Origin of the sequence: Paracoccus sp. PARArs4 (assembly GCF_947311865.1) — a bacterium.
Classification (GTDB): Bacteria; Pseudomonadota; Alphaproteobacteria; order Rhodobacterales; family Rhodobacteraceae; genus Paracoccus; species Paracoccus zeaxanthinifaciens.
On record NZ_CAMZMW010000004.1, the window covers coordinates 1 to 25458 of the forward strand.

Below are 25458 nucleotides of genomic sequence, written 5' to 3' on the forward strand. Positions count from 1 at the left end.
TTGCCGTGGTCAACGTGACCGATGGTCCCGATGTTGACGTGCGGTTTCGTCCGTTCAAACTTTGCCTTTGCCATGTGGGCCTCCTGGATACCGCGGGGCATGGCTGAAGGGCCCCGGATTTGACGTGCGCCGCGATGTATAAGGCGGCAGGGGAAAAATCAAGGGCACAGCGTCACGCAGACGTGCTAGTTTCGGCAGGCATTGCAGGCAGGGCACGCTGGAACCCGTGGCCCGCGCCTTTCGTTGCCGAACCAACGCCTTGCGCGGATCGCGCGCGGGGCCCTTTCACGGAAGACAGGGGAATTCGCATGAGCATGATGAAAAGCCTGGCCCGCGTCGCCGCGGGCGTGATGCTTGCCAAGGGAATCGGCGCGGTGATGAAGAACCGCCAGCAGGGTGGCGGCACGCATGGCGGCACTCAGGGCGGCGGTCTTCTGGGCGGCCTTCTGTCGGGCGGATCGGGCGGCGGCAGCCTGACGCAGATGCTGGGCAACCGCAGCGGCGGTCAGGGCAGCCTGGGCGGGCTGCTGGACAACCTGGGCGGTCGCGGCGGTGCGGCCGCGGGCGGGCTGGGCGCCGTTCTGGGCGGCCTGGTCGGCGGATCGGCGACTGCGGGCCAGCTGGCGCAGAAGGATTCGCAGCCGAAGAACGACGCGACCTTCGGGTCGCTGTTCGACGACGCGATCTCTCATGACGCCGAGCCCGAGGTGGCGCCGACGCCGGAACAGAACGCCGTCGCGGCACTGATGCTGCGCGCGATGATCCAGGCCGCGAAATCCGACGGCCATGTCGACGATGCCGAGAAGCAGCGCCTGCTGGGCCATCTGGGCGACGATCTGGACGATGACGAACGCAACTTCATCCGCGAGCAGATGTCGCGCCCCGTCGATGCACAGGACCTTGCCCACGACGTGCCGCAGGGCCTCGAGGCGCAGGTCTATCTGATGTCGCTTCTGGCCATCGATTTCGACAACGAGGCCGAGGCCCGTTACCTGAACGACCTTGCCGTCGCGATGGGTCTGGACCGCGGCACGGTGAACGACATCCACCGCGAGGCGGGCGTCATGCCGCTTTACAGCGCAGGCTGATCGCGAAAGCGTGAGGGCGGGGCTGCGCTGTTGCGCCGCACCGCCCTTCCTGCAAAGCTGACATGGCAAGCCGACAAACCGACAGGTTCCAAGGAGCACGCCATGACCAGAGCCTTCCTGACTGCCGCCTTCTGCCTTGCCGCCCTGCCGGTGGCCGCCCAGTCCGCCGACGATGCCGTCAAGGCGCGACAGGGCTTCTTCACCATGATCTCGACCGAGATGGGCACCCTGTCGGACATGGCGCGCGGCAATACCAAATACGACGAGGCCGCCGCCGTCGCAGCGGCGCAGAACCTGATGGCGCTGACGGGTTACGATCTGCCCAAGCTGTTCGTGGATGGCAGTTCCGCCGACGATATCGACGGCACCGACGCCCTGCCCGCGATATGGGGCGACAAGGACGATTTCGCGCAGAAATACGCGGCGCTTGCCAGCGCGACCGAAGGCATGGACCAGGCCGTCGCGGGCGGTCAGGAGAACCTCGGGCCGGCGCTTCAGGCGGTGGGAGGCACCTGCCGCGACTGTCACCAAAGCTATCGCGCGGACTGATGGCCGCCGAACAGGCACGCCGGGTCCGCGTCTGGGACCCGGCCCTTCGGGCATTCCACTGGCTGCTGGCCACGCTGGTCATCGCCAACTGGTTGCTGGGCAAGTTCGGCCCCGGCGTCATGACGATCCATTTCTGGCTGGGCTATGCCATCCTGGCGCTGCTGGGCTTCCGCGTGGTCTGGGGCTTCGTCGGGCCCAAACATGCGCGGTTCCGCAACTTCCTGCGCGGGCCGCGGGCGGTCATCTCCTATCTTCGGCACCTGCACGAACCGCGTCCCAGCCTGTGGCCGGGGCACAACCCCATGGGCGCCCTGTCGGTCGTCGCCATGCTGGGCGTGCTGCTGTGGCAAGTGGGCAGCGGCCTCGTGATCGACCCCGAGGATTTCGTGAACATCGGTCCACTGGCCGATCTTGCGGGGTCCGACATCTCTCATGCGGCGGTGGGTTGGCACGATCTCGGGGCGACGCTGGTGCTGGTCCTTGTGCTGCTGCACGTGGCCATCATCGCCTTCTATCGCCTGTGGAAGCACGAGGATCTGGTCCGTCCGATGATCACCGGCTGGAAATGGGTGCGCCGGACAGACAAATGATGCCGGAACCCCCGGCATCGCCCATCGTTGGCACCTGACATCACCGCAACATCGGAGAGAGCCATGTCAGGCAAGCCCTTCCGCCCCCCGTTCCGCGCCGGAGCGTTGCAGGACCCCCGCCTTCCCGAACCCGATTTCCCCGCGCAGAAGCAGCAGATGCCGGGCCTTGCGACCCGCATGGACCCCCTGCCCGATCATGGCGAACAAAGCTATCGCGGGTCCGGGCGCATGGCGGGCAAGCGCTGCCTGGTCACCGGTGGCGACAGCGGCATCGGTGCGGCGGCGGCCATCGCCTTTGCCCGCGAGGGCGCGGATGTCGCCATCAACTATCTTCCCGAGGAACAGGAGGATGCCGACGCCATCATCGCCGTGATCGAGGCCGAGGGCCGCAAGGCCGTGGCCATTCCGGGCGACATCCGTAGCGAGGATTTCTGCAAGACCCTCGTATCGCGCGCGGTCGAGGAACTGGGCGGGCTGGATGTCCTGGTCAACAATGCCGGTCGCCAGCAATATTGCGAGACCCTCGAAGAGCTGACGACCGAGGATTTCGACGCGACGATGAAGACGAACATCTACGCGCCCTTCTGGATCACCCGCGCAGCGGTGCCGCATATGGGCGAAGGCGGCTCGATCATCATCACCTCGTCCACGCAGGCATTCTCGCCCGCGGCGCATCTGTTCGACTATGCCCAGTCCAAGGCCGCGAACGTGGCCTTCGCGCAGTCGCTGGCCAAGCAGCTGGCCCCGCGCGGCATCCGCGTGAACGCGGTCTGCCCCGGCCCCTACTGGACCGCGCTTCAGATCAGCGGCGGGCAGCCGACGGACAAGGCGGCGCAGCATGGCGCCAACCAGCCGCTTGGCCGTCCGGGGCAGCCGGTCGAGATCGCGCCGATCTACGTGCTTCTGGCATCGGACGAGGCGAGCTATATCACCGGCGAATATTTCGGATCGGTCGGCGGCGGCGGGCTGTAAGGGACGCCACCTGCGGAAACGACGAAGGGCGGGGATGACCCCGCCCTTTTACCTCATGCGAACTTGTTGTCGCGCGGGAAGCCGCGTGGCGCCATGCGGCCCACGCCCGCCCGCTTGCCGACCCATTCCGACAGGTCGCTCTCGGTCCGCGTCTTGCCCCCGCCCATCGGCCATGACAGCCCGTCGGCAAGGTTCAGGGTGATCGCGTCGGTCAGCACCTCGTCCTTGAACAGGCCGCCGGGCTTCAGCTTCATCAGCCGCACGCCCTTGCCGCGCGCCATCTCGGGCAGCTCCGTCAGCGGGAAGACCAGCATACGGCGCGTGCCCGCGACGACGGCGACGTGATCGCCCGCCACGGGACGGCAGAGCAGCGCGTCGCCGTTCAGCACCTGCTTGCCCGATTTCGTCTGCGCCAGGATGTCCGACGAATTGACGATGAACCCGTCCGCAGCCTTCGAGGCCACGAGGTACTTCACCCCCTCGCGCCAGGGGAAGATCGCGATGACCTCGGCCTCGTTCGGCAGATCGACCATCAGGCGCAGCGGTTCGCCCATGCCGCGCCCGCCCGGCAGGTTGCTGGCAGGCAGCGTGTAGAACCGCCCGTTCGAGGCGAAGATCATCAGCTTGTCGGTGGTTTCGGCATGCAGCGCGAAGCCCGGGCCGTCGCCATCCTTGAACTTGACCTCGGCATCCAGCGGCTGGTGGCCCTTCATCGCGCGGATCCAGCCCATCTTCGACAGGATCACGGTCAGCGGCTCGCGCTCGATCATGGCCTCGATGTCGATGACGGGGGTCTCGGCGGCCTCCGCGATCTCGGTCCGGCGCTGGCCCTCGGGGGTGGATTTCCCGAAGAGGTTGCGCACTTCCTTCAGCTGGGTGGCGATCTGCGCCCATTGCGCATCCTCGTCGGCCAGCATGGCCTGCAGGCCGTCGCGTTCCTTCAGCAGGGCGTCGCGTTCGGCGCGCAGCTCGATCTCTTCCAGCTTGCGCAGGGCGCGCAGGCGCATGTTCAGGATCGCCTCGACCTGGACCTCGGACAGGCCGAACTCGGCCATCATCACGGCCTTGGGTTCGTCCTCGTGGCGGATGATCTCGATCACGCGGTCGATGTTGAGATAGGCGACCAGGTAGCCTTCCAGCACCTCGAGCCGCGCGGCGATCTTGTCCAGCCGGAAGTTCGCGCGGCGCAGCAGCACCTCGCGGCGGTGGTCGAGGAACGCGCGCAGCACCTCCTTGAGGCTGCAGACCTTGGGCACGCGGCCGTCGATCAGCACGTTCATGTTCAGGTTGAAGCGGATTTCCAGGTCGCTCGTCTTGAACAGCGCGGCCATCAGCTGTTCGGGATCGACGCTGCGGGTCTTGGGCTCCAGCAGGATGCGGATATCCTCGGCCGATTCGTCGCGCACATCGGCGAGGATCGGGATCTTGCGGGTCTGGATCAGTTCGGCCAGCCGCTCGATCAGCTTGGATTTCTGCACCTGGTAGGGGATCTCGGTGACGACGATCTGCCACTGCCCCCGGCCCAGATCCTCGACCGACCAGCGCGCGCGCAGGCGGAAGGCGCCGCGCCCCGTGCGATAGGTCTCGGCCATGCTCTCGGCGCTTTCGACGACGACGCCGCCGGTGGGGAAGTCCGGCCCCTTGAGCAGCGTCGCCAGCGTGTCGTCACGCGCGTCGGGCGACTTGATCAGATGCAGGCAGGCGTCGATCACCTCGTGCAGGTTGTGGGGCGGGATATTCGTGGCCATGCCCACCGCGATGCCCGACGCGCCGTTCGCCAGCAGGTTCGGGAAGGCCGCGGGCAGCACCGCGGGCTCGGTCAGGGTGCCGTCGTAATTGGGGCGGAAATCGACCGAATCCTCGGTCAGACCGTCCATCAGCGCCTCGGAGGTGCCGGCAAGGCGGGCCTCGGTGTAACGCGCGGCGGCGGGGTTGTCGCCGTCGATATTGCCGAAGTTCCCCTGCCCGTCCACCAGCGGATAGCGCATGGCGAAATCCTGGGCCAGGCGGGCCATCGCGTCATAGATCGCGGCATCGCCATGGGGGTGATAATTGCCCATCACGTCGCCGGTGATCTTGGCCGACTTGCGGAACGCGCCCGTGGGCGACAGCCGCAATTCCCGCATCGCATAGAGGATGCGGCGATGCACCGGCTTCAGCCCGTCGCGGGCATCCGGCAGCGCGCGATGCATGATCGTGGACAGCGCATAGGTCAGATACCTTTCGCCGATCGCTCGGCTGAGGGGTTCGGACAGCGCGCCTTGCGCGGGATCGGGAAGCAGATCGTCAGACATGCCTTCTGGATAGGACGCGCCGTGCCGCCGGTCCAGATCGAAAAACGGCGGAACCGCCGCGCTGCCGTGGTGTTGGGCGGCGGGATCGGATAAGAATCGAGCGACCGTGATCGCGCACCACGAGGGAGGCTGTCGGGAATGCTGAAGCTGGGTATGCTGGTGCTTGCCACCCTGCTGGCCATCTGGGCCGTCCTGTCGGGATATGGCGACGGCGATCTGCGCGCCGATCGACGGGCGCAGGATGCCCAGGAACGCAGCGCCGCGCAGGATGCCGGCGCCGAGGATCTGACCGCCACAGTCGCGCGCGATGCATCCGAGGGCGCCGAGGCGCTGACCCCCACATCGCCCGAGGCCAACAGCAGCGCCGCCATCGTCGAGGCCGAGAGCCAGACCCCCGAGCAGGTCGAAGAGTTCCCCGGCCCCGCGCTGCAACCCTCGCCCGAATATGCGGGCCGCACCCCCGAGGCCGCCCCCGCCCAGCCGCTTGGCGACGGGCAGCGCCTCTATGTCACCGGATCGCGCGTCAACATGCGGTCGGGCCCCGGCACCGGGAACCCGGTCGTGGCCGCCCTGACCGAGGGCACCCAGGTCGAGGCGATGGGCCCGACCGGCGGCACTTGGGTCGAGATCCGCACCGCGGCCGGGGATCGCGGCTTCATGGCAAACCAGTTCCTGTCGCCGGACGCCCCCTGATGCGGGTCCTGCTGACCGGAGCCTCGTCCGGGATCGGGCTGGATGCGGCGCGTTTCCTGACCGAGCAGGGCATCGATGTCGTCGCGACCTGCCGCAAGGACGCCGATATCGCGGCCCGCCGCGCCGAGGGCATCGAATGCCTGCGGTTGGATCTGGACGACGAAGACAGCGTTGCCGCCTGTGTCGATCAGGTGCTGGCGGGCGGTTCGCTGGACGGGCTGGTCAACAACGCGGCCTTCGCCCTGCCCGGCGCGGTCGAGGACATGCCGCGCGGCGCCCTGCGCGCGATATTCGAGACCAACCTCTTTGGCAGCCATGACCTGACCCGCCGCCTGATCCCGCATTTCCGCGAACGCAGGGCGGGGCGGATCGTCAATATCAGTTCGGTCCTCGGGCTGGTCGGCATCCCCTGGCGCGGTCCCTATGTCGCGACCAAGTTCGCGCTGGAAGGTCTGACCGACGTCCTGCGCCTGGAGATGGAGGGCACGGGCATCCATGTCGTCCTGATCGAGCCCGGCCCCATCACCAGCCGCATCCGCGAGAACGCGATCCCGCATTTCGAACGTTGGGTGGACTGGCAGTCCAGCGCCCGCGCCGACCAGTATCGCGACAGCCTGCTCAAGCGGCTCTACGAACCCTCGGGGCCCGACCGGTTCGAACTGCCCCCGCGCGAGGTGTCGAAGCGCATCCTGACCGCGCTGACGGCCGATCGCCCCGCCCCGCGCCAATATGTCACGACGCCCACGCGCATCTCGGGGGTGGCGCGACGCGTTCTGCCGACGCGCGCACTGGACTGGTTCGCGCGGCGCGCTTAGGCTCTCGGACCGAAAGGCAGGGACATGGACGACAGGAACCTGATCATCATATCGCTCGTGGGTATCGGCATCGTCTTCGCGATCCTGATGACCGGCATCGGCGGCTTCGCCCGGGGCGGCGACTGGAACCGGCGCAACGCCAACCGGATGATGCGCTGGCGCATCTATGCGCAGGCGGGTGTCATCGCGGCGCTGCTGGTCCTTGTCTGGCTGGGGTCGCGCTGATGGTCGTGCTGAACCGCATCTATACCCGCACCGGCGACAAGGGCGACACCGCGCTGTCCGATGGCAGCCGCGTTCCGAAATCCGATCCGCGGGTCGAGGCCTATGGCACCGTCGACGAACTGAACGCCACGCTCGGGCTGGCTCGCCTGCATGCGACGGGCGATCTGGCGGCGATGATCGCGGTGATCCAGAACGACCTGTTCGACCTTGGCGCGGACCTGTCGCGCCCGAACATGGATGCCGACGACCAGGCCGGATATCCCGTGCTGCGCATCGTCGCCACCCAGACCGAACGCCTCGAATCCGAGATCGACGCGATGAACGCCCGCCTGCAACCGCTGCGCAGCTTCATCCTGCCCGGCGGGTCGGCGCTGGCGTCTCATCTGCACCTGTGTCGCACCGTCGCGCGTCGCGCCGAACGCCGCGCGACCGAGCTTGCGGCGGGCGGCGATGCCAACCCCGAGGCGCTGCGCTACCTCAACCGGCTGTCGGACTGGCTGTTCGTCGCGGGGCGCATCGCCAATGACGACGGGGCCGCGGACATCCTGTGGGTTCCCGGCGCAAGCCGCTGAACCGATACCGCAAACGCTGCGTCCTGTGACGTTTTTGCCCTGTCATCGGGGGAAAGTGACGTCTAACACTTGTGCCACAAGACGCCGAAACAAAGGGAGAGAGGCCGATGAAGGTTCTCGTGCCAGTCAAGCGCGTGATCGACTACAACGTGAAGGCTCGGGTCAAGGCCGACGGGTCCGGAGTGGATCTTGCCAACGTCAAGATGTCGATGAACCCCTTCGACGAGATCGCGGTGGAGGAAGCGATCCGTCTGAAGGAAAAGGGCGTCGCGACCGAGATCGTGGCCGTCAGCATCGGGGTGAAGCAGGCCCAGGAAACCCTGCGGACCGCACTGGCCATGGGCGCCGACCGCGCCGTGCTGGTCGTGGCTGCAGACGATGTGCACCAGGATATCGAGCCGCTGGCCGTCGCCAAGATCCTGAAGGCCGTCATCGACGATGAGCAGCCCGGGCTGGTCATCGCCGGCAAGCAGGCCATCGACAACGACATGAACGCCACCGGCCAGATGCTGGCCGCGCTGCTGGGCTGGGGTCAGGCGACCTTCGCCAGCAAGCTGGAGATCGAGGACGAGGCCGCGAAGGTCACGCGCGAGGTCGATGGCGGCCTGCAGACCATCGAGGTCAAGCTGCCCGCGATCGTCACCGCCGACCTGCGCCTGAACGAGCCGCGCTATGCGTCGCTGCCCAACATCATGAAGGCCAAGAAGAAGCCGCTGGACGAAAAGACCGCCGCCGATCTGGGCGTCGATGTCACGCCGCGCCTGGCGGTCGTGAACACGCGCGAACCCGAGGGCCGCAAGGCGGGGATCAAGGTCGGCTCGGTCGACGAGCTGGTGTCGAAACTGAAAGAAGCGGGGGTGGTGTGATGGCTGTTCTGCTGCTGGCCGAAGTCACCAATGGTGAACTGAACCGCGACGCGACCGGCAAGGCCGTCGCCGCCGTCAAGTCGCTTGGCGACGTGACCGTGCTGTGTGCAGGCGCAAGCGCGCGCGATGCGGGCGCCGAGGCTGCCAAGATCGACGGCGTCGCCAAGGTGCTGGTCGCCGAGGATGCGCGCTATGGTCACCGCCTGGCCGAACCGGCCGCCGCGCTGCTGGTGGCGCTTGCGGGCGATTACGACCATATCGCGGCCCCCGCCACGACCGATGCCAAGAACATCATGCCCCGCGTCGCGGCGCTGCTGGATGTCATGGTCATCTCGGACGTGTCCGCCGTGATCGACGCCGACACGTTCGAGCGTCCGGTCTATGCCGGCAACGCGATCCAGACGGTGAAATCCGCCGATCCCAAGAAGGTGCTGACCATCCGCACCGCCAGCTTCGACGCCGCCGGCGAAGGCGCGGGCGCATCGGTCGAGGATGCGGCACTGGCCGACGATCCGGCCCTGTCGTCCTGGGTCGCCGACGAGGTCGCCGAAAGCGACCGCCCCGAGCTGACCTCGGCCGGGCGCGTCGTCTCGGGCGGTCGCGGCGTCGGCTCGAAGGAGCAGTTCGAGATCATCGAGAAGCTGGCCGACAAGCTGGGCGCCGCCGTCGGCGCATCGCGCGCGGCGGTCGATTCGGGCTATGCCCCGAACGACTGGCAGGTGGGTCAGACTGGCAAGGTCGTCGCCCCCGAGCTGTATGTCGCCGTCGGCATCTCGGGTGCGATCCAGCACCTTGCGGGGATGAAGGACAGCAAGGTCATCGTCGCGATCAACAAGGACGAGGAAGCGCCGATCTTCCAGGTGGCCGATTACGGCCTGGTGGGCGATCTGTTCGCAGTCGTTCCGGAACTGACCGACAAGCTCTGACCGCTTTTCGGACGAACGGTGAAACCGCCCCCGACCGGGGGCGGTTTTGCGTTGCGGCAACATGAAGCCCGCCCTATCGTCGCGGGCGCAAGGCGAAAGGTGGCACGAATGAACATCCAGACCGTAGGCGTGATCGGCGCAGGCCAGATGGGCAACGGGATCGCCCATGTCTTCGCCCTGTCGGGTTACGAGGTCCTGCTGAACGACATCAGCCAGGAGGCCCTGAACTCGGCCCTGTCGCAGATCGACAAGAACCTTGAACGCCAGGTCTCGAGGGAAAAGATCTCGGCCGAGGCACGTGCGGCGGCGATGTCGCGGATCCGCACGACGATGAAGCTGGCCGATCTGGGCCAGACGGACCTGGTGATCGAGGCCGCCACCGAACGCGAGAGCGTCAAGCAGGCCATCTTCGAGGATCTGGTCCCGCATCTGAAGCCCGAGACGATCCTGACCTCGAACACCTCGTCGATCTCGATCACGCGCCTGGCCAGCCGCACCGACCGCCCCGAGAAGTTCATGGGCTTCCACTTCATGAACCCCGTGCCGATCATGCAGCTGGTCGAGCTGATCCGCGGCATCGCCACCGACGAGCCGACCTACAAGTCGCTGCTGGCCGTCGTTGAATCGCTTGGCAAGACCGCTGCCAGCGCCGAGGATTTCCCCGCCTTCATCGTCAACCGCATCCTGATGCCGATGATCAACGAGGCGGTCTATACGCTCTACGAGGGGGTCGGTTCGGTGGACAGCATCGACAAGGCGATGAAGCTGGGCACGAACCACCCGATGGGTCCGCTGGAACTGGCCGACTTCATCGGCCTGGATACCTGTCTTGCGATCATGAACGTCCTGCATGACGGGCTGGCGGACACGAAATACCGCCCCTGCCCGCTGCTGACCAAATATGTCGAGGCCGGTTGGCTGGGCCGCAAGACCGGTCGCGGCTTCTACGATTACCGGGGCGAGACGCCGGTCCCCACCCGCTGATGGCGGCGCGGGGCCGATGCGGCCCCGCCCCCGTCGCTTACGCGTCCTGCTTGGGACGGCGGCTTTCCATGAACTGATCGAACTCGGCCTTGTCCTTGGCCTCGCGCAGCCTTTCGAGGAAGCCCATGAATTCGGCATGCTCGTCCTCGAGGCGCTTCAGCGTCTGTTCGCGATAGGCGTCGAAGGCGCTGTTGCCGGTCGGCGATGCGACGTGGCGGGGGCTGCGGGTCGAGTGTTTGCTGCATCCGAACATGCGATTGCTCCAGATCATGTAGGTCAGAAGGGCAAGGCCCGCGGGCCAGAAGGCGATGAAGCCAAGGACCATCGCCGCGATCCATGCAAGGCGTCCCCTTGCATCCAGCCAGTCCCGCCCGCGGGCCAGGGCCTCGGCCAGCCGCGATTGCGACCTCGGGGCTGCGTGATGTGCCAAGGTGGCGGTTTCCATGTCGTCCTCCGATGTTAATGTTAATCACATTTACATAGATGGGAGGCCGAAGCCGGGGATCAAGATCCCGGCTGCCGATTTTTCACGAAGGGATCAGGCCAAGCCCGCGGAGATAGATGATCGCCCCGCTTTCCAGCATCTCGGAGGGCGCCACCGGGCTGCGGCTTCCGGGTTTCCCGCGAGAGAACAGCTCGACCACGCCGTGGCTCATGGCCCAGATGTGGTTGGCGACCATGCGGGCGGGCGGGCGGTTGCCCTCGGGCAGGCGCTGCGCCAAGGCGTCGGCCGCCGCGACCAGAACGCCCTGCGCGCGTTCGGATGCGGATGCCAGTTCGGCATTGCCCGCGATCGAGATCCCGCTTTCGAACATGGCCATGTAGAAGCCGGGCCGGTCCGAGGCGAAATCGAGATAGGCCTGCCCCATGCGCAGGAAGGCGGTCAGGGGCTGCGGGGCACCGCCGTCGAAGGCGCGTTCCAGCCGCAGGGCGAATTCCTCGAACCCCTGGCGGGCGACCTCTTCCAGCAGGTCCTCGCGGTTCTTGAAATGGCGATAGGGGGCGGCAGCCGAGACGCCCGCGCGACGCGCAGCCTCGGTCAGGGTGAAGGCCTGCGGGCCCTGCGCCTCGACCAGCGCGGCGGTCGCATCGACCAGCGCCTGTCGCAGATTGCCGTGGTGATAGGTCTTGCGGTCGGCCAAGGCGCGGCCCTTACATGCCTTCGCCGAAATAATCCGCGACCAGGCGCGACAAGGCGTCCGACAGTTCCTGCGCCTGCGCGCCGGTGGTGGTCACGCGGATCTGGCTGCCGCGCGGCGCGGTCAGCATCAGCAGGCCCATGATGCTGTCGCCCGATACCGACATGCCGTCCTTCTCGACGGTGGCCTGCGCATCGAAGCTTTCGACCACGTCCACGAATTTCGCGCTGGCCCGCGCATGCAGGCCCTTCACGTTGATGATCTCCAGGTCCTTGGTGACGGTTCCGCTCATCCCAGGTGACGCCTCGCGCTTCCGATCGCCGCCTCGGGGGGGACGTTGTAGCTGTTGATGTACTTGCGCCCGGCTTCCTTGGCGAAGGCCACCGCATCGCCCACGCGCAGGTGGCGCGACTTGGCCAGCTTCACCAGCATCGGCAGGTTCGCACCATAGAGGATGGTGCGGTCCTGGACCGCGCAGGCCGGCAGCGACAGGTTCGACGGCGATCCGCCGAACAGGTCGGTGACCAGCACCACCCCGTCGCCCAGATCCACCGCATCGGCCGCGGCCTTGATCTCGGCCGTCTTGGCCGCGCGGTCGTGATCATCCTCGATCGCGACGGCAGCGATGCCTTTCTGAGGCCCCACGACATGTTCGACCGCGGAAAGATATTCCCGGGCCAATCCGCCATGTGCCACGATGACAATTCCGATCAACGCGCCTCACCAGGTTCATGCATCGTCACTGCGCCTGCACCTTGTCCGGATCTGCCGCGCCGTTGGGCTGGGCATCCGATCCGCCGTGCAGCGTCGCCATACGACGCTCAAGCTCTCTGTGTCTTATTGACACCGGCCAGCCACCATCCGCAAGCGCAAGCGCCATCTTTTCCACCATTGTGACCGAACGATGTTTCCCCCCGGTGCATCCGAAACCCACGGAAAGATGGGATTTCCCCTCTTCCATGTGCGCGGGCAGCAGGAATTCCACCAATTCGCGAGTGCGGGCGAAGAACTCGGCGAATCGCGGATCGGCGGCGACGTGATCCTGGACGGCCTGCTGGCGGCCATCCATCGGGCGCAGCTCGGGCTCCCAGTGGGGGTTGGCCAGAAAGCGACAGTCGAACATCAGGTCCAGCCCGCGCGGGACGCCCCGCTTGTAGCTGAAGGAATGCAGCGACACGCTGAGCCGCGCGGCGCTTGCGCCCCCGAACCAGCGCGTCAGCTCGGCCTTGAGGTCGTGCGGTGACAGTTCCGAGGTATCGACCAGCACATCCGCGCGGCTGCGGATCGGCCCCAGCAGATCGATCTCGGCCTCGACACCCGCATTGGGCGAGCTGTCCGGGCTGAGGGGGTGGCGCCTGCGGGTCTCGTTGTAACGGCGCACCAGCACCTCGGGCGCCGAGTCGAGATAGAGCACCTCGATCGCGAAATCGGGTCGGCGGGTCAGCCGGTCGATCAGCTCGATCACGTTCGAGGCCGAGAAATCGCGATTGCGCACGTCCAGCCCCAGGGCCAGAGGCTCGGGCCGCGCGGGGCCGTCCAGAAGACGCGGGATCAGCGACAGCGGCAGGTTGTCGATGGCCTCGAAGCCCAGATCCTCGAGGACGTTGATCGCGGTGGACCTGCCCGCCCCGGACGGGCCGGTGACCAGCACCAGCCTCTGAATGTCGGTATCGCCCTGCTGCTCGGTCACGGGAACCCCCTTGGCGGAGGCATCAGTGAACCCTGCCCCCCAACATCAACTGCCGCAATGCAGCGTGAAGATGTGGCCGCCACGGCCCCGATACAAGCGAAACCGTCACCCCCAGCCATTCGACCGAACCCGGTTGTGGCAGTCGTGCCGACGCAGCGGCCCCAAGGTCGCAGACCCATGCCACCGGGACGGGGCCGTATTCGCGTGCGCCAAGGATGCCGATGCCGCGGGCCTCGATCCGCCCGGCCAGGGCCTGCGGGACGCTGGCGATCAGCGCATCCCCCTGCCGCGCAATGTCGGTCCGGTCATCCGCGACCAGCACCGCCCCCGTGGCCATCAGCTCCAGCGCCAGGGTGCTCTTGCCCGCGCCGGACGGCCCGAGGATCACCAGCCCCCGACCCTCGATGGCCACCGTCGTCGCGTGAAGCTGCACCCGAATCACCCCTGCCCGATTTCGCTGCCCACAGATTGCACGATCCGCAGGTTGGACCGCCAGATCGGGGACGAATCTGCCTTGTTGGCGATAACATTTACTGTTGCCGCTAACGGTTAGCGCTGCCCGGTTTCGCCCGATTCAACCGCTGCTATAGCCGATTGAAGGGGATCACCCCCTGCCACAGACCCGAACCCTCATACCGGAGCCAGAGGAACATGAGCACACGCGTTAACCCCAACTGCCGTCTTGAAGATCAAGGCATCGAGGGGCTGGGCCGGGTCTATTACAACCTGCTCGAACCCGCGCTGATGAACGAAGCCGTGACCCGCGGCGAAGGCCGCATCGGCCAGGGCGGCACCTTCCTCGTGACGACCGGCGCGCATACGGGCCGCTCGCCCAAGGACAAGTTCGTTGTCCGCACCCCTTCGGTCGAGGACACGATCTGGTGGGAGAACAACGCCCCCATGGCCCCCGACGCCTTCGACCGCCTGCATGCCGACATGCTGGCGCACATGAAGGGCCGCGACTACTTCGTGCAGGACCTGTTCGGCGGGGCCGATCCGGAACACCGCCTCGACGTGCGCGTCGTGACCGGACTGGCCTGGCACGGGCTGTTCATCCGCCACCTGCTGCGCCGCCCCGCGGCCGAGGAACTGGCAGAGTTCACCCCCGAATTCACGATCATCAACTGCCCCGACTTCACCGCCGACCCCGAACGCCACGGCTGCCGCAGCGAGACGGTCATCGCGCTGAACCTCGATGCGAAGCTGATCCTTATCGGCGGCACCGCCTATGCCGGCGAGAACAAGAAGTCGGTCTTCACGCTGCTGAACTACCTGCTGCCCGAAAAGGGCATCATGCCGATGCATTGCAGCGCCAACCACGCGCCGGGCAACCCCGACGACAGCGCGATCTTCTTCGGCCTGTCGGGCACCGGCAAGACGACGCTTTCGGCTGACCCCTCGCGGGTGCTGATCGGCGATGACGAACATGGCTGGTCCGACAACGGCATCTTCAACTTCGAGGGCGGCTGCTACGCCAAGACGATCAACCTGTCCGCGCAGGCCGAACCCGAGATCTTCGCCACCACCTCGCGCTTCGGCACCGTGATCGAGAACATGGTCTTCGACGAGGACACGCTGGAGCTGGATTTCGAGGACAACTCGATCACCGACAACATGCGCTGTGCCTACCCGCTGGACGCGATCTCGAACGCATCGACGACCAGCCTCGGCGGCAGCCCGAAGAACGTGATCATGCTGACCTGCGACGCATACGGCGTCCTGCCGCCGATCGCGCGGCTGACGCCCGCGCAGGCCATGTACCACTTCCTGTCGGGCTTCACCGCCAAGACCCCCGGCACCGAGGTCGGCGTGACCGAGCCGATCCCGACCTTCTCGACCTGCTTCGGCGCGCCCTTCATGCCCCGCCGCCCCGAGGTCTACGGCAAGCTGCTGGCGGACAAGATCGCGCAGGACGGCGCGAATTGCTGGCTGGTCAATACCGGCTGGACCGGCGGCGCCTTCGGAACCGGCTCTCGCATGCCGATCCGCGCCACCCGCGCGCTGCTGTCGGCGGCGCTGGACGGCAGCCTGAACGATGCGCAGTTCCGTCGCGACCCGAATTTCGGCTTCGACGTTCCGGTCAGTGTCGAGGGCGTGTCGGACGTGCTGCTGGACCCGCGCCGCACTTGGGACGACGGCGCGGCCTATGACCGCCAGGCGACCAGGCTGGTCCAGATGTTCAGCGACAACTTCGCCCAGTATCTCGACGGCATCGACGAGGACGTGCGCGCAGCCGCCATCGGCTGATCGCAACGCCGCGAAACGGAAAGGGCCGCGTCATCGACGCGGCCCTTTCGCATGTCTTCGGCGGACCGCAGGTCCGCCGCCATCTGGATCACAGGCCCAGGCAATGCCGCATGATGGCCTTCTGCGCATGCAGACGGTTCTCGGCCTCGTCGAAGATCACGGAATGCGGCCCGTCCATCACCTCGCTCGTGGCCTCGTCGTCGCGATGCGCGGGCAGGCAGTGCATGAACAGCGAATCCGGCTTGGCGCGCGACATCAGGTCCGAATTCACCTGGTACCCGCGCAGCTGGTTGTGCCGGCGCTCCTTGGCGGACTGGGGATCATGCATGCTGACCCAGGTGTCGGTGACCACCAGGTCCGCACCCTCGACCGCCTTGTAGGGGTCGCGCTCGATCGTGATCGGGCGGCCCATCGCGGCCGCATATTCGATCCACTCGGGTTCCGGGTCCAGGGTCTTCGGACCGGTGAAGGTCAGGTCGAACCCGAACTGCCCCGCCGCATGGGCAAAGCTGGCGAAGACGTTGTTGCCGTCGCCCGACCAGACCACCTTGCGCCCCGCGATGGGGCCGCGATGCTCCTCGAAGGTCATGATGTCGGCCATGATCTGGCAGGGATGGGTGCGGTTCGTCAGCCCGTTGATGACCGGCACCGTCGCGTGTTCCGCCATCTCCAGCAGGGTCGCCTCCTCGAAGGTGCGGATCATGATCAGATCGACATAGCGCGACAGCACGCGGGCCGTGTCCGCGATCGTCTCGCCATGGCCCAGCTGCATCTCGGACCCCGACAGCACCATCGTCTGCCCGCCCATCTGGCGCACGCCCACGTCGAAGCTGACGCGCGTCCGGGTCGAGGGCTTCTCGAAGATCAGCGCGACCATGCGGCCGGCCAGCGGCTGATCGTCGTCGGGCATGCCCTTGGGTCGGTCGTTGCGGGCGATCTTCATGGCGCGGGCATTGTCGATGATGCCCCGCAGCTGATCGGCTTCGGTCTTATGGATATCGAGGAAATGCGTCATGGGTCTGTCTTTCAACGGGTTTCCGCCAGCAAGCCCCGCCGACCCCGCGGGGTCAAGGGCGCTGGCGGGAAAAATGGGGCCGCAGCCCCTTCGCGGGCCGGTTCAGCCTGCCAGGCGGGCCGCGGCACGATCCAGCCGCTGGACGGCCTCGGCGATGTCCTCGTCGCCGATGTTCAGCGGCGGCAGCAGGCGCAGCGTGCTGTCGGCAGCCGGAACCGTCAGGATCCCCTCGTCATAGCCCGCACGGACCAGGTCGGCAGGCGCGGCCTTGCATTTCAGGCCCAGCATCAGGCCCTGCCCGCGCACCCCCTCGAAGATGTCGGGATACGAGGCGACCAGCCCCTCCAGCTTCTGGCGGAACAGCGCACCCTTGCGGTTCACCTCGGCCAGGAAATCGGGATCGGCCACGATCTCCATGACGCGGCAGCCGACGGCGCAGGCCAGCGGGTTCCCGCCATAGGTCGAACCATGCGTGCCCGCGACCATCCCCGCCGCAGCGGCCTCGGTCGCCAGCACCGCGCCCAGGGGGAAGCCCCCGCCGATGCCCTTGGCGACCATCATCACGTCGGGGGTGACGCCCGCATATTCATGCGCGAACAGCCGGCCCGTCCGACCCACGCCGCACTGAACCTCGTCCAGGACCAGCAGCGCGCCGGTCCGGTCGCAGATCTCGCGGATGCGGCGCAGATCCTCGTCCGCGATCGGGCGGATGCCGCCCTCGCCCTGCAGGGGCTCCAGCATCACGGCGGCGGTGCGGTCCGTCACCGCGGCCTCCAGCGCGTCGATATCGCCCCAGGGCAGCGTCCGGAAGCCGGGCATCAGGGGCCCGAAGCCCTTGACCATCTTCTCGGCCCCGGATGCGGCGATGGCACCGGTGGAACGCCCGTGGAAGGCGCCCTCGAAGGTGATGATCTCGATCCGGTCGGGATCGCCCGCGTGGTCCCAGAACTTGCGGACCATCTTGATCGCAAGCTCGGCGGCCTCGGTGCCGGAATTGGTGAAGAACACCGTATCGGCAAAGGTGGCATCGACGAGCATCCCCGCCAGCCGTTCCTGCTGCGGGATCTGGTACAGGTTCGACACATGCCAGATCCGGCCCGCCTGTTCGGTCAGCGCGGCGACAAGGTCGGGGTTCGCATGGCCCAGCACGTTGACCGCGATACCCGCGCCCAGGTCCAGGTATCGGCGGCCGTCCGACGCGATGGCCCAGGCGCCCTCGCCCCGTTCGAACGACAGGGGGGCACGGTTATAGGTCGGCAGGACATGCGGGATCATGGGACTGAACCTTCGAGATATCGGGAATGTGGACAGAACAGGCGAAAGGGGATGCCGACCGTAAGGTCGCATCAGCGTCGGATGATACGGGCGCGTCGCATGCTCATGGCGGGGAAGATGCGCGCAGACGGCCCCGCGCGCAAGCCTCAAATGCCCCTTACGGCTTCATTCGGTAACCGATGCGCAGCCAGTGCCACGCCAGCGCCAGCACGCAGGCGACCGCCAGGATGCAGATCGCGGCACCGCGCATGACGGGCGCGTCGCTGATCCCCGTCACCCCGAAGCGCGCCCCGTCGATCAGGTAGAAGATCGGGTTCCAGTGCGACAGCGTGCGGAACGGCTCGGGCAGGGACTGGACCGAGTAGAACGTCCCCGACAGGAAGGACAGCGGCGTGATGATGAAGTTCGTGATCGCGGCCATCTGGTCGAATTTCTGCGCCATGATGCCCGCAAGGATGCCCAGGCTCCCCAGAAGCAGCGCGGCCAGCAGCACGAACAGCCCCGCCAGCGCGGGATGCGCGATGCCCTGCCCCGTCACGATCACCATGCCCGTGCCGATCACCGTGGCCACCAGCGCGGCGCGCACGACCGACCCCGCCAGGTACCCGGCCAGCAGCTCTCCCGCGGACAGGGGCGGCATCAGCGTGTCCACGATGTTGCCCTGCACCTTGGCCGAGGTGATCGAGCTGGACGTGTTCGCGAAGGAGTTCTGGATCACCGTCATCATCAGGATGCCCGGCCCCAGGAACACCAGGTAGGGCAGGCCCATCACCTGCCCCCGCCCCTGCCCCAGTGCCAGCGCGAAGACCAGCACGAACAGGCCCGCCGTCATCAGCGGCGCGAAGATCGTCTGCTGCCAGACGGCCATGAAGCGGCGCACCTCCCGGGCGGCAAGGGTTCGCATCCCCAGCCAGTTGATGCGGCCGAAGCGGCGGACGCCCATCGCGGGGCTGTCGGGATTCATCCTGGGGGTCATTCTGCGGTCCTTGAATTTCTGCGCATCGGCGGCTAAATCTCGGCATCCCGTTTCTGACGGGACCAATCGCAGGTTTCAAGATGGGCGGCGGGCCCCGACCCGCCCGGAAAGGCTGACATGTCCTGGACGGATGAAAGAGTCGAGACGCTCAAGCGCATGTGGGCCGAGGGCCAGTCGGCCAGTGCCATCGCAAAAGAGCTGGGCGGCGTGACGCGCAACGCGGTGATCGGCAAGGTCCACCGCCTCGGCCTGTCGAACCGGAACGAGGACGAGGCCCCCGCGGCGGCGGCCCCCGCGCCCGAACCCGCCCCCCAGCCCGAGAAGAAGCAGGCGGCCGCGAAACCCGCCCCGCAGCCCGAGCCGGAACCCGCCTCCGAACCCGAGCCCGCGCCCCAGCCCGCGGCCTTCACGCCGGTGCCGCGTCGTCCGGTGATGACGGCGGGCCAGCCGCTGCCCCCGCAGCCCTCGGCCAACGAGATCAGCCCCGAGACGCTGGCCTCGGCCCGCGAGGTCGAGAAGCGCGCGCGCAAGCTGACGCTGATGGAGCTGACCGAGCGGACCTGCAAATGGCCGATCGGCGATCCGGCCACCGACAAGTTCTGGTTCTGCGGCCTGCCCTCGGCTGCCGGAAAACCCTATTGCGAGACGCATGTCAGCGTGGCCTTCCAGCCCATGAGCTCGCGTCGCGACCGCCGCCGCTGAGCCGCAGGTCCGCCGCAATGACAAGGCCGCCCGTCCGGGGCGGCCTTTTTCGTTTCGCGTAGGTTCCTTGGTGGCGACCCTAGCCCGACGACCGGGGGCCGCTGCGGCGCCGCGCATGGAACAGCGCGACCACCTGCAGGATCAGGATCGTGGCGACCAGCTCCATCGCCTCTTCGCTGCGGCCCGCGAAATCGCTGGTGGCCTGCGAGATGTCGATGCCCCAGGGCGCCAGCTTGCGGCCCAGCCCGTCGATGGTCTTGGCGAACAGGATCAGCCCGACCCCCAGCACCAGCAGCCATTCCTGCGCACGGAACCGGCGCAGGCGGCGCAGAAATCCCGGCAGGTTCCGCGCCAGCATCCGCAGCCCCGCCCAGATCAGCAGCGCCAGAACCGCACCGCCCAGCAGCTTCTGCACGATCGGCGCATCGCCCGAATACAGCCGCAGCGACAGGACCCCCGACTGGGTATAGGCCTTGTCCATGTCCAGCTCTCTCATGCCTGCGCCCCACAGCAGGACCGCAAGGTGCCAGGATTGCCAGCGCCGCTGGCGGATGATGTCGGTGCTGACCCACAGGGCCGCCGTCAGCAGGAAGATCGCCGACATCCCCTCGATCGGGCCGCCTTCGGCGAACAGCGCATAGGTGTCGGCGGTCACGACCAGCCCGCCCAGAAGGACCAGGACGGTGGTTGCGCAACTGATGGCGAATATGGTCAACGGACGGGGCATCCCGCCACGGCTGGATCGGGGCATGAGTGTCACCTGGCTGTCACATGAAGCCGTGCCGAATGCCCCGTATTTGCAGGAAACGCAAGGATGCCCGCGCACTTTCCTTCATCACGCGCAACCGCTAGAGATACGCCGACCCAAAAGGACGCACCCGACATGGCCCGCCATCTGATCACATCTGCCCTGCCCTATATCAACGGCATCAAGCATCTGGGGAACCTTGTCGGTTCGCAGCTGCCGGCCGACCTCTATGCCCGCTACCTGCGGGCGCGGGGGCACGAGGTGATGTTCATCTGCGCGACCGACGAACATGGCACGCCCGCCGAACTGGCCGCTGCCAAGACGGGCGAACCCGTGGCCGATTACTGCGCGCGGATGCATGGCGAACAGGCCGAGCTGGCGCGTGGCTTCGGGCTGTCCTTCGACCATTACGGGCGCTCCTCCAGCCCGCGCAACCATGTCCTGACCCAGCACCTGGCGGGCAAGCTGGCCGAGAACGGCTTCATCCGCGAAGTCAGCGAGAAGCAGGTCTATTCCAATGCCGATGGCCGCTTCCTGCCCGACCGCTATATCGAGGGGACCTGCCCCAATTGCGGCTATGACAAGGCCCGCGGCGACCAGTGCGAGAACTGCACCAAGCAGCTGGACCCGACCGACCTGATCGACCCGCGCAGCGCCATTTCCGGCAGCACGGATCTCGAGGTGCGCGAGACCAAGCACCTCTATCTGCGCCAATCCGCGCTGAAGGGGGAAATCGCCGCCTGGATCGACAGCAAGACCGACTGGCCGATCCTGACCACCTCGATCGCGAAGAAATGGCTGAACGACGGCGACGGCCTGCAGGATCGCGGCATCACGCGCGACCTGTCCTGGGGCGTGCCCGTCAAGCGCGGAACCGAGGATTGGCCGGGGATGGAGGGCAAGGTCTTCTATGTCTGGTTCGACGCACCCATCGAATATATCGCGGCGACCGCCGAATGGGCCGATGCGAACGGGCGCGGCGATGCCGACTGGCGCAGCTGGTGGCGCACCGACGAGGGCGCAGACGACGTGACCTATACCCAGTTCATGGGCAAGGACAACGTTCCCTTCCACACGCTGTCCTTCCCGGCCACGATGATCGGCTCCGGCGAGCCGTGGAAGATGGTCGATTACATCAAGTCCTTCAACTACCTGACCTATGATGGCGGGCAGTTCTCGACCAGCCAGGGGCGCGGCGTCTTCATGGACCACGCGCTGGAAATCCTGCCCGCCGACTATTGGCGCTGGTGGCTCTTGTCCCACGCCCCCGAATCCGGCGACAGCGAGTTCACCTGGGAGAACTTCCAGCAATCGGTGAACAAGGACCTGGCCGATGTGCTGGGCAACTTCGTCAGCCGCATCACCAAGTTCTGCCGCTCCAAGTTCGGCGAGGTGATCCCCGAGGGCGGCGAATGGGGCGAGGTCGAACAGCAGCTGATCGCGGATCTGAACACCCGCATCGCCGCCTATGACGCTGCGATGGCCCGCACGGATGTGCGCAAGTCGGCGTCCGAGCTGCGCGCGATCTGGGTGCTGGGCAACGAATACCTGCAGGCGGCAGCGCCGTGGTCGACCTTCAAGACCGACCCGGAAAAGGCCGCGATGCAGGTGCGCCTGGGCCTGAACCTGATCCGCATGTACGCGGTCCTGTCGCAGCCCTTCATCCCCTTCGCCGCCGATTCCATGCTGTCGGCCATGCAGACCGACCTGCGCGACTGGCCGCAGGATGCGGGCGCGGCACTGACCGCCCTGCCCGCCGGCCACGCCTTCACCGTCCCCGAGGTCCTCTTCGCCAAGATCAGCGACGAGAGCCGCGAGGAATGGGCCGAACGCTTCAAGGGCGTCCGCGCCTGAGACCGCTTGCGCGCCGGGCGGGGTCGCTGTATCGCGATCCTACCCAGGCACGCGGCCCTCTCTCTCATATCCCTCTGGCCGCCGCCCCCAGGCAATCGTCGCATGGTGTGGACGCAGCCCGCGTCAACCGCTAGGTCTTTGACAGACCCTGGACCGGAGACCGCGATGACCCACTGCATCCTGATCGGAGCCCCCGTGGACGAGGGGCAGCGCCGCCCCGGCTGCCTGATGGGGCCTGCCGCCTATCGCACCGCGGGGCTGGCCGGCACGCTGAGCGCCCTGGGCCACACGGTCGAGGATCGCGGCGACGTGACCCCCGCCCCCCTCGGCAACGAGACCTGCGACAACGCCGCAGTCCATCACCTGCCCGAGACCATCGCATGGACCCGCGCCCTGTCCGCCGCCACGCAGGACGCGCTGCCCCACGGCATGCCGATCATCATGGGCGGCGATCACTCGCTGGCGCTTGGCACGGTGGCGGGCGTCGCGGCCCATGCGGCGAATGCGGGCCGCCCGCAATTCGTGATCTGGCTGGACGCGCACAGCGATTTCCACACCGTCGGCACGACCACCTCGGGCAACCTGCACGGCACGCCGATGGCCTATGCCAATGGCCGCGACGGCTTTGCCCCCTTCCCGCCCTTCCCGAACCCCATCCCGGGCGAGAATATCTGCATGTTCGGCATCCGCAGCGTCGATCCGGCGGAACATGCCGCGATGCAGGAAACCGACATCACCGTGAACGACATGCGCGTGCTGGACGAACAGGGCATCGTCGCGCCCCTGCGCGAATTCCTGGACCGGGTGCGGGCGGCGGACGGTCTGCTGCATGTCAGCCTGGATGTCGATTTCCTGGACCCGACCATCGCCCCCGCCGTCGGCACCACCGTTCCCGGCGGCGCCACCTTCCGCGAGGCGCATCTGGTGATGGAGCTGCTGCACGAATCCGCGCTGGTCACCTCGTTGGATCTGGTCGAGCTGAACCCGTTCCTGGACGAACGCGGCCGCACGGCCAAGCTGATGGTCGATCTGGTCGGCAGCCTGATGGGGCGCAAGGTCTTCGACCGCCCGACCCGCAGCTACGGATAAGCAAAGGGGGCCATCGCGGCCCCCTTTCTTCTTACCACAGCTTGGCTTCGCGATCCGGAAAGCGCTGCCGCGCGGCCTTCACGAAAGCATCCGGGTCGGTCGAGGTTACGCCGTCGTCGCGCATCACGCCTGCCGCATCCAGCAGCGCCTGACAGCAATCATCCGCCGCGATGGCCTTCAGATGCGCGAAGGCGTCGGACACGAAGTCGATGGCGGACTTGTATTTCGCCAGCTTCGTCGCGTCCTCTTCGGTCAGGGCCAGCGCGATGGCATCGACGAGAACCGAAGGGGTGCCCGCCAGTTGTGCTTCGGCCATGCCGCGCTTCTTGGCGATCAGGACGGCCATGCCGCCATCGGCCTCGACCGCCTTGCGGATCGCGTCGGCCTTGGACTGGTCCCCGTTCTCACCGATCAGGATGCCGACCTTGCGACCCTTCAGCGTGTTCGGATGCTTCTTCGCGATCGACAGCGCGTCCGAGGTGGGCATCTCCACCGGCTGACGGAAGGGGGTCGCCGGATCGGGCAGGTCCTCGGCCAGCCCCTCGGCCACGGCAGATGCCAGACTTTCGTCGATCACCCGCAGATGCGCCAGGATGCGCGTGATGACATGGCCGATGCCGACCTTCGACAGCTCGAACACGATGGCGTCGGCGATGTGGCGCTGCTCGGCCTCGGTCTGGCTGCGATAGAACATCGTCGCCTGACTGTAATGGTCGCCGAACAGTTCGGCCCGGCGGCGCAGCTTCTGATCGGGCGTGTTGTCCAAATCGGACATGCTGCGATAGGTCTTGAAGCCCGCCTCGGTCTCGCGCGGGCCGCCGTCCTCGCCTGCCTCGGACAGGCTGTTCGGTTCATAATTCGCGCGCCCCTTGGGGACATGCATCTGCATCTGGCCGTCGCGCTGGAAGTTGTGGAACGGGCATTTCGGCGCGTTGATCGGCAGCTGGTGGAAATTCGCCGTGCCCAGACGCGACTTCTGCGTGTCGAGATAGCTGAACAGACGCCCCTGCAGCAGCGGATCGTCGGTGAAGTCGATCCCGGGCACCACATGGGACGGGCAGAAGGCCACCTGTTCCGTCTCGGCGAAGAAGTTGTCCGGATTGCGGTCCAGCACCATGCGCCCGACGATGCGGACGGGGATCTCCTCCTCGGGGATCAGCTTGGTCGCGTCCAGCACGTCATAGGGCTGCTTTTCGGCCCATTCGGCGTCGAAGGTCTGGATGCCCAGCTCCCATTCCGGGAAATCGCCCGCCTGGATGGCCTCGAACAGGTCCTGGCGGTGATAGTCGCTGTTGGCGCCGGCGGTCTTGACGGCCTCGTTCCAGACCTGGCTCTGCAGGCCCAGCTTGGGCTTCCAGTGCCATTTGACGAAGGTGGACTTGCCCTCGGCATTGACCAGCCGGAAGGTGTGCACACCGAACCCCTCGATCATGCGCAGGCTGCGCGGAAGGGTCCGGTCCGACATGGCCCACATGATCATGTGCAGCGATTCGGGCATCAGCGACACGAAATCCCAGAAGGTGTCATGCGCGCTGGCGGCCTGCGGGTAACCGCGATCGGCCTCCATCTTCACGGCATGGATCAGGTCGGGAAACTTGATCGCGTCCTGGATGAAGAAGACGGGGATGTTGTTGCCGACGAGGTCGAAATTCCCCTCTTCGGTATAGAACTTGACGGCAAAGCCGCGCACGTCGCGCGGCGTGTCCATGCTGCCCGCCCCGCCCGCGACGGTGGAGAAGCGCGTGAAGACCGGTGTGCGGCCCTTCTTCGACAGGAACTTCGCGGTGGTCAGCTCGGGGATGGGATCGGTGCATTCGAAATAGCCATGCGCCCCCGACCCGCGGGCATGGACGATCCGTTCCGGGATGCGCTCATGGTCGAAATGGAAAATCTTTTCGCGAAGGATGAAATCCTCCAGCAGCGTCGGTCCGCGATCCCCCGCCTTCAGGCTGTTCTGGTTATCGCTGATCGCCACGCCCTGGTTGGTGGTCAGCCGCTCGCCGCCCTGCTGGTGCGTCTCGCCGCCGTTCCCGGTATTCTGGCTGGTCTCGGACATGCCGTCCTCCTCTTGCTGGCGCATGGGGCGACAACCGGGGCGGGCGGCACGGGTTCCGTTGATAAATGTCGTGTCTTGCCCGGGCGGCGACGC

General features: G+C 66.9%; 27 protein-coding genes. 15 read left to right on the forward strand and 12 right to left on the reverse strand.

Going from position 1 to position 25458, the window contains the following annotated elements:
• The first annotated feature begins 308 nt into the window (after positions 1-308).
• The 4 genes from QMZ16_RS04020 (at position 309) to QMZ16_RS04035 (ending at position 3199) form a co-directional block, all read left to right on the forward strand.
• Positions 309-1088, forward strand: coding sequence for a tellurite resistance TerB family protein (locus QMZ16_RS04020; protein ID WP_282602236.1), 780 nt, complete (start codon positions 309-311; stop codon positions 1086-1088).
• Between the two features lie 102 nt (positions 1089-1190).
• Positions 1191-1637 carry a cytochrome c gene (locus tag QMZ16_RS04025; protein WP_282602237.1) on the forward strand — a complete coding sequence of 149 codons (447 nt, stop codon included), beginning with the start codon at positions 1191-1193 and terminating at the stop codon, positions 1635-1637.
• Positions 1637-2227 (forward strand): cytochrome b/b6 domain-containing protein, encoded by a 591-nt coding sequence (locus QMZ16_RS04030; protein ID WP_282602238.1) that lies wholly within the window; start codon positions 1637-1639, stop codon positions 2225-2227. Before QMZ16_RS04025 ends, QMZ16_RS04030 begins: the two co-directional genes overlap by 1 nt.
• A gap of 63 nt (positions 2228-2290) precedes the next feature.
• Positions 2291-3199, forward strand: a complete 909-nt coding sequence (locus QMZ16_RS04035) for an SDR family oxidoreductase (protein ID WP_282602239.1) — start codon at positions 2291-2293, stop codon at positions 3197-3199.
• 53 nt (positions 3200-3252) lie between these two features.
• On the opposite strand, the gene parC is transcribed toward QMZ16_RS04035, so the two are convergent.
• Complete coding sequence (gene parC / locus QMZ16_RS04040; protein WP_282602240.1) at positions 3253-5493, reverse strand: DNA topoisomerase IV subunit A; 2241 nt, start codon at positions 5491-5493, stop codon at positions 3253-3255.
• A gap of 138 nt (positions 5494-5631) precedes the next feature.
• Here parC and QMZ16_RS04045 point away from each other — a divergent pair, with 138 nt between their 5' ends.
• The 7 genes from QMZ16_RS04045 to QMZ16_RS04075 all read left to right on the forward strand — a co-directional run bounded on the left by QMZ16_RS04045 (position 5632) and on the right by QMZ16_RS04075 (position 10574).
• Positions 5632-6186: an SH3 domain-containing protein gene (locus QMZ16_RS04045; RefSeq protein WP_282602241.1), complete on the forward strand. Its 555-nt coding sequence runs from the start codon at positions 5632-5634 to the stop codon at positions 6184-6186.
• Complete coding sequence (locus tag QMZ16_RS04050) at positions 6183-7001, forward strand: SDR family NAD(P)-dependent oxidoreductase (RefSeq protein ID WP_282602399.1); 819 nt, start codon at positions 6183-6185, stop codon at positions 6999-7001. Before QMZ16_RS04045 ends, QMZ16_RS04050 begins: the two co-directional genes overlap by 4 nt.
• Before the next feature lie 24 nt (positions 7002-7025).
• A complete protein-coding gene (locus tag QMZ16_RS04055; protein WP_022707129.1) occupies positions 7026-7226 on the forward strand; it encodes a twin transmembrane helix small protein in 201 nt (66 codons plus the stop codon).
• Positions 7226-7798 carry a cob(I)yrinic acid a,c-diamide adenosyltransferase gene (locus QMZ16_RS04060; protein WP_282602242.1) on the forward strand — a complete coding sequence of 191 codons (573 nt, stop codon included), beginning with the start codon at positions 7226-7228 and terminating at the stop codon, positions 7796-7798. Before QMZ16_RS04055 ends, QMZ16_RS04060 begins: the two co-directional genes overlap by 1 nt.
• A 107-nt stretch (positions 7799-7905) precedes the next feature.
• On the forward strand, positions 7906-8664 hold the full coding sequence (locus QMZ16_RS04065; RefSeq protein WP_282602243.1) for an electron transfer flavoprotein subunit beta/FixA family protein: 759 nt from the start codon (positions 7906-7908) through the stop codon (positions 8662-8664).
• On the forward strand, positions 8664-9590 hold the full coding sequence (locus QMZ16_RS04070) for an electron transfer flavoprotein subunit alpha/FixB family protein (RefSeq protein ID WP_282602244.1): 927 nt from the start codon (positions 8664-8666) through the stop codon (positions 9588-9590). Before QMZ16_RS04065 ends, QMZ16_RS04070 begins: the two co-directional genes overlap by 1 nt.
• A gap of 108 nt (positions 9591-9698) precedes the next feature.
• Entirely contained in the window at positions 9699-10574 is an 876-nt protein-coding gene (locus tag QMZ16_RS04075; RefSeq protein ID WP_282602245.1) for a 3-hydroxybutyryl-CoA dehydrogenase, read from the forward strand.
• 37 nt (positions 10575-10611) lie between these two features.
• Here QMZ16_RS04075 and QMZ16_RS04080 read toward each other — a convergent pair whose 3' ends face one another.
• The 6 genes from QMZ16_RS04080 to QMZ16_RS04105 form a co-directional block, all read right to left on the reverse strand.
• Positions 10612-11019 (reverse strand): DUF2852 domain-containing protein, encoded by a 408-nt coding sequence (locus tag QMZ16_RS04080; protein ID WP_282602246.1) that lies wholly within the window; start codon positions 11017-11019, stop codon positions 10612-10614.
• An 82-nt stretch (positions 11020-11101) separates the two neighbouring features.
• Positions 11102-11716: a TetR/AcrR family transcriptional regulator gene (locus QMZ16_RS04085; RefSeq protein ID WP_282602247.1), complete on the reverse strand. Its 615-nt coding sequence runs from the start codon at positions 11714-11716 to the stop codon at positions 11102-11104.
• 10 nt (positions 11717-11726) lie between these two features.
• Entirely contained in the window at positions 11727-12005 is a 279-nt protein-coding gene (locus QMZ16_RS04090; RefSeq protein WP_022707135.1) for an HPr family phosphocarrier protein, read from the reverse strand.
• Entirely contained in the window at positions 12002-12427 is a 426-nt protein-coding gene (locus QMZ16_RS04095; protein WP_022707136.1) for a PTS fructose transporter subunit IIA, read from the reverse strand. Before QMZ16_RS04095 ends, QMZ16_RS04090 begins: the two co-directional genes overlap by 4 nt.
• Before the next feature lie 25 nt (positions 12428-12452).
• The gene (rapZ, locus tag QMZ16_RS04100) at positions 12453-13403 is read right to left on the reverse strand and encodes an RNase adapter RapZ (protein ID WP_282602248.1); all 951 of its coding nucleotides are present in this window, start codon (positions 13401-13403) and stop codon (positions 12453-12455) included.
• Positions 13404-13425: 22 nt separating this feature from the next.
• The gene (locus QMZ16_RS04105; protein ID WP_282602249.1) at positions 13426-13836 is read right to left on the reverse strand and encodes an HPr kinase/phosphatase C-terminal domain-containing protein; all 411 of its coding nucleotides are present in this window, start codon (positions 13834-13836) and stop codon (positions 13426-13428) included.
• 218 nt (positions 13837-14054) lie between these two features.
• Here QMZ16_RS04105 and QMZ16_RS04110 point away from each other — a divergent pair, with 218 nt between their 5' ends.
• The gene (locus tag QMZ16_RS04110; RefSeq protein WP_282602250.1) at positions 14055-15650 is read left to right on the forward strand and encodes a phosphoenolpyruvate carboxykinase; all 1596 of its coding nucleotides are present in this window, start codon (positions 14055-14057) and stop codon (positions 15648-15650) included.
• Between the two features lie 88 nt (positions 15651-15738).
• On the opposite strand, the gene argF is transcribed toward QMZ16_RS04110, so the two are convergent.
• The 3 genes from argF to QMZ16_RS04125 all read right to left on the reverse strand — a co-directional run bounded on the left by argF (position 15739) and on the right by QMZ16_RS04125 (position 18916).
• On the reverse strand, positions 15739-16665 hold the full coding sequence (gene argF, locus QMZ16_RS04115; protein ID WP_282602251.1) for an ornithine carbamoyltransferase: 927 nt from the start codon (positions 16663-16665) through the stop codon (positions 15739-15741).
• Between the two features lie 102 nt (positions 16666-16767).
• Entirely contained in the window at positions 16768-17940 is a 1173-nt protein-coding gene (locus QMZ16_RS04120) for an aspartate aminotransferase family protein (protein WP_282602252.1), read from the reverse strand.
• A 157-nt stretch (positions 17941-18097) separates the two neighbouring features.
• Positions 18098-18916: an ABC transporter permease gene (locus tag QMZ16_RS04125; protein WP_282602253.1), complete on the reverse strand. Its 819-nt coding sequence runs from the start codon at positions 18914-18916 to the stop codon at positions 18098-18100.
• Between the two features lie 117 nt (positions 18917-19033).
• Here QMZ16_RS04125 and QMZ16_RS04130 point away from each other — a divergent pair, with 117 nt between their 5' ends.
• The gene (locus QMZ16_RS04130; protein ID WP_282602254.1) at positions 19034-19618 is read left to right on the forward strand and encodes a GcrA family cell cycle regulator; all 585 of its coding nucleotides are present in this window, start codon (positions 19034-19036) and stop codon (positions 19616-19618) included.
• Between the two features lie 79 nt (positions 19619-19697).
• On the opposite strand, the gene QMZ16_RS04135 is transcribed toward QMZ16_RS04130, so the two are convergent.
• Positions 19698-20333, reverse strand: coding sequence for a hypothetical protein (locus QMZ16_RS04135; RefSeq protein ID WP_282602255.1), 636 nt, complete (start codon positions 20331-20333; stop codon positions 19698-19700).
• Positions 20334-20501: 168 nt separating this feature from the next.
• Here QMZ16_RS04135 and metG point away from each other — a divergent pair, with 168 nt between their 5' ends.
• Together metG and rocF are read left to right on the forward strand one after the other, a co-directional pair.
• Entirely contained in the window at positions 20502-22220 is a 1719-nt protein-coding gene (gene metG, locus QMZ16_RS04140; protein WP_282602256.1) for a methionine--tRNA ligase, read from the forward strand.
• A 165-nt stretch (positions 22221-22385) separates the two neighbouring features.
• A complete protein-coding gene (gene rocF, locus QMZ16_RS04145; protein WP_282602257.1) occupies positions 22386-23309 on the forward strand; it encodes an arginase in 924 nt (307 codons plus the stop codon).
• Positions 23310-23340: 31 nt separating this feature from the next.
• Here the strand turns inward: rocF and QMZ16_RS04150 are convergent, their stop codons facing one another.
• The gene (locus QMZ16_RS04150) at positions 23341-25365 is read right to left on the reverse strand and encodes a catalase (RefSeq protein ID WP_282602258.1); all 2025 of its coding nucleotides are present in this window, start codon (positions 25363-25365) and stop codon (positions 23341-23343) included.
• Positions 25366-25458 lie beyond the last annotated feature (93 nt).

Excerpts from the sequence above, each read along its gene's own strand:
- QMZ16_RS04070 (WP_282602244.1), top strand. The coding sequence starts at position 8,664 with ATGGCTGTTCTGCTGCTGGCCGAAGTCACCAATGGTGAACTGAACCGC.
- argF (WP_282602251.1), bottom strand. The coding sequence starts at position 16,665 with ATGACGCATTTCCTCGATATCCATAAGACCGAAGCCGATCAGCTGCGG.
- QMZ16_RS04025 (WP_282602237.1), top strand. The coding sequence starts at position 1,191 with ATGACCAGAGCCTTCCTGACTGCCGCCTTCTGCCTTGCCGCCCTGCCG.
- QMZ16_RS04020 (WP_282602236.1), top strand. The coding sequence starts at position 309 with ATGAGCATGATGAAAAGCCTGGCCCGCGTCGCCGCGGGCGTGATGCTT.
- QMZ16_RS04090 (WP_022707135.1), bottom strand. The coding sequence starts at position 12,005 with ATGAGCGGAACCGTCACCAAGGACCTGGAGATCATCAACGTGAAGGGC.
- QMZ16_RS04080 (WP_282602246.1), bottom strand. The coding sequence starts at position 11,019 with ATGGAAACCGCCACCTTGGCACATCACGCAGCCCCGAGGTCGCAATCG.
- QMZ16_RS04065 (WP_282602243.1), top strand. The coding sequence starts at position 7,906 with ATGAAGGTTCTCGTGCCAGTCAAGCGCGTGATCGACTACAACGTGAAG.
- QMZ16_RS04030 (WP_282602238.1), top strand. The coding sequence starts at position 1,637 with ATGGCCGCCGAACAGGCACGCCGGGTCCGCGTCTGGGACCCGGCCCTT.
- QMZ16_RS04055 (WP_022707129.1), top strand. The coding sequence starts at position 7,026 with ATGGACGACAGGAACCTGATCATCATATCGCTCGTGGGTATCGGCATC.
- QMZ16_RS04045 (WP_282602241.1), top strand. The coding sequence starts at position 5,632 with ATGCTGAAGCTGGGTATGCTGGTGCTTGCCACCCTGCTGGCCATCTGG.
- QMZ16_RS04150 (WP_282602258.1), bottom strand. The coding sequence starts at position 25,365 with ATGTCCGAGACCAGCCAGAATACCGGGAACGGCGGCGAGACGCACCAG.
- parC (WP_282602240.1), bottom strand. The coding sequence starts at position 5,493 with ATGTCTGACGATCTGCTTCCCGATCCCGCGCAAGGCGCGCTGTCCGAA.
- QMZ16_RS04075 (WP_282602245.1), top strand. The coding sequence starts at position 9,699 with ATGAACATCCAGACCGTAGGCGTGATCGGCGCAGGCCAGATGGGCAAC.
- QMZ16_RS04130 (WP_282602254.1), top strand. The coding sequence starts at position 19,034 with ATGTCCTGGACGGATGAAAGAGTCGAGACGCTCAAGCGCATGTGGGCC.
- rocF (WP_282602257.1), top strand. The coding sequence starts at position 22,386 with ATGACCCACTGCATCCTGATCGGAGCCCCCGTGGACGAGGGGCAGCGC.
- QMZ16_RS04060 (WP_282602242.1), top strand. The coding sequence starts at position 7,226 with ATGGTCGTGCTGAACCGCATCTATACCCGCACCGGCGACAAGGGCGAC.
- QMZ16_RS04035 (WP_282602239.1), top strand. The coding sequence starts at position 2,291 with ATGTCAGGCAAGCCCTTCCGCCCCCCGTTCCGCGCCGGAGCGTTGCAG.
- QMZ16_RS04110 (WP_282602250.1), top strand. The coding sequence starts at position 14,055 with ATGAGCACACGCGTTAACCCCAACTGCCGTCTTGAAGATCAAGGCATC.
- QMZ16_RS04120 (WP_282602252.1), bottom strand. The coding sequence starts at position 17,940 with ATGATCCCGCATGTCCTGCCGACCTATAACCGTGCCCCCCTGTCGTTC.
- metG (WP_282602256.1), top strand. The coding sequence starts at position 20,502 with ATGGCCCGCCATCTGATCACATCTGCCCTGCCCTATATCAACGGCATC.
- QMZ16_RS04125 (WP_282602253.1), bottom strand. The coding sequence starts at position 18,916 with ATGACCCCCAGGATGAATCCCGACAGCCCCGCGATGGGCGTCCGCCGC.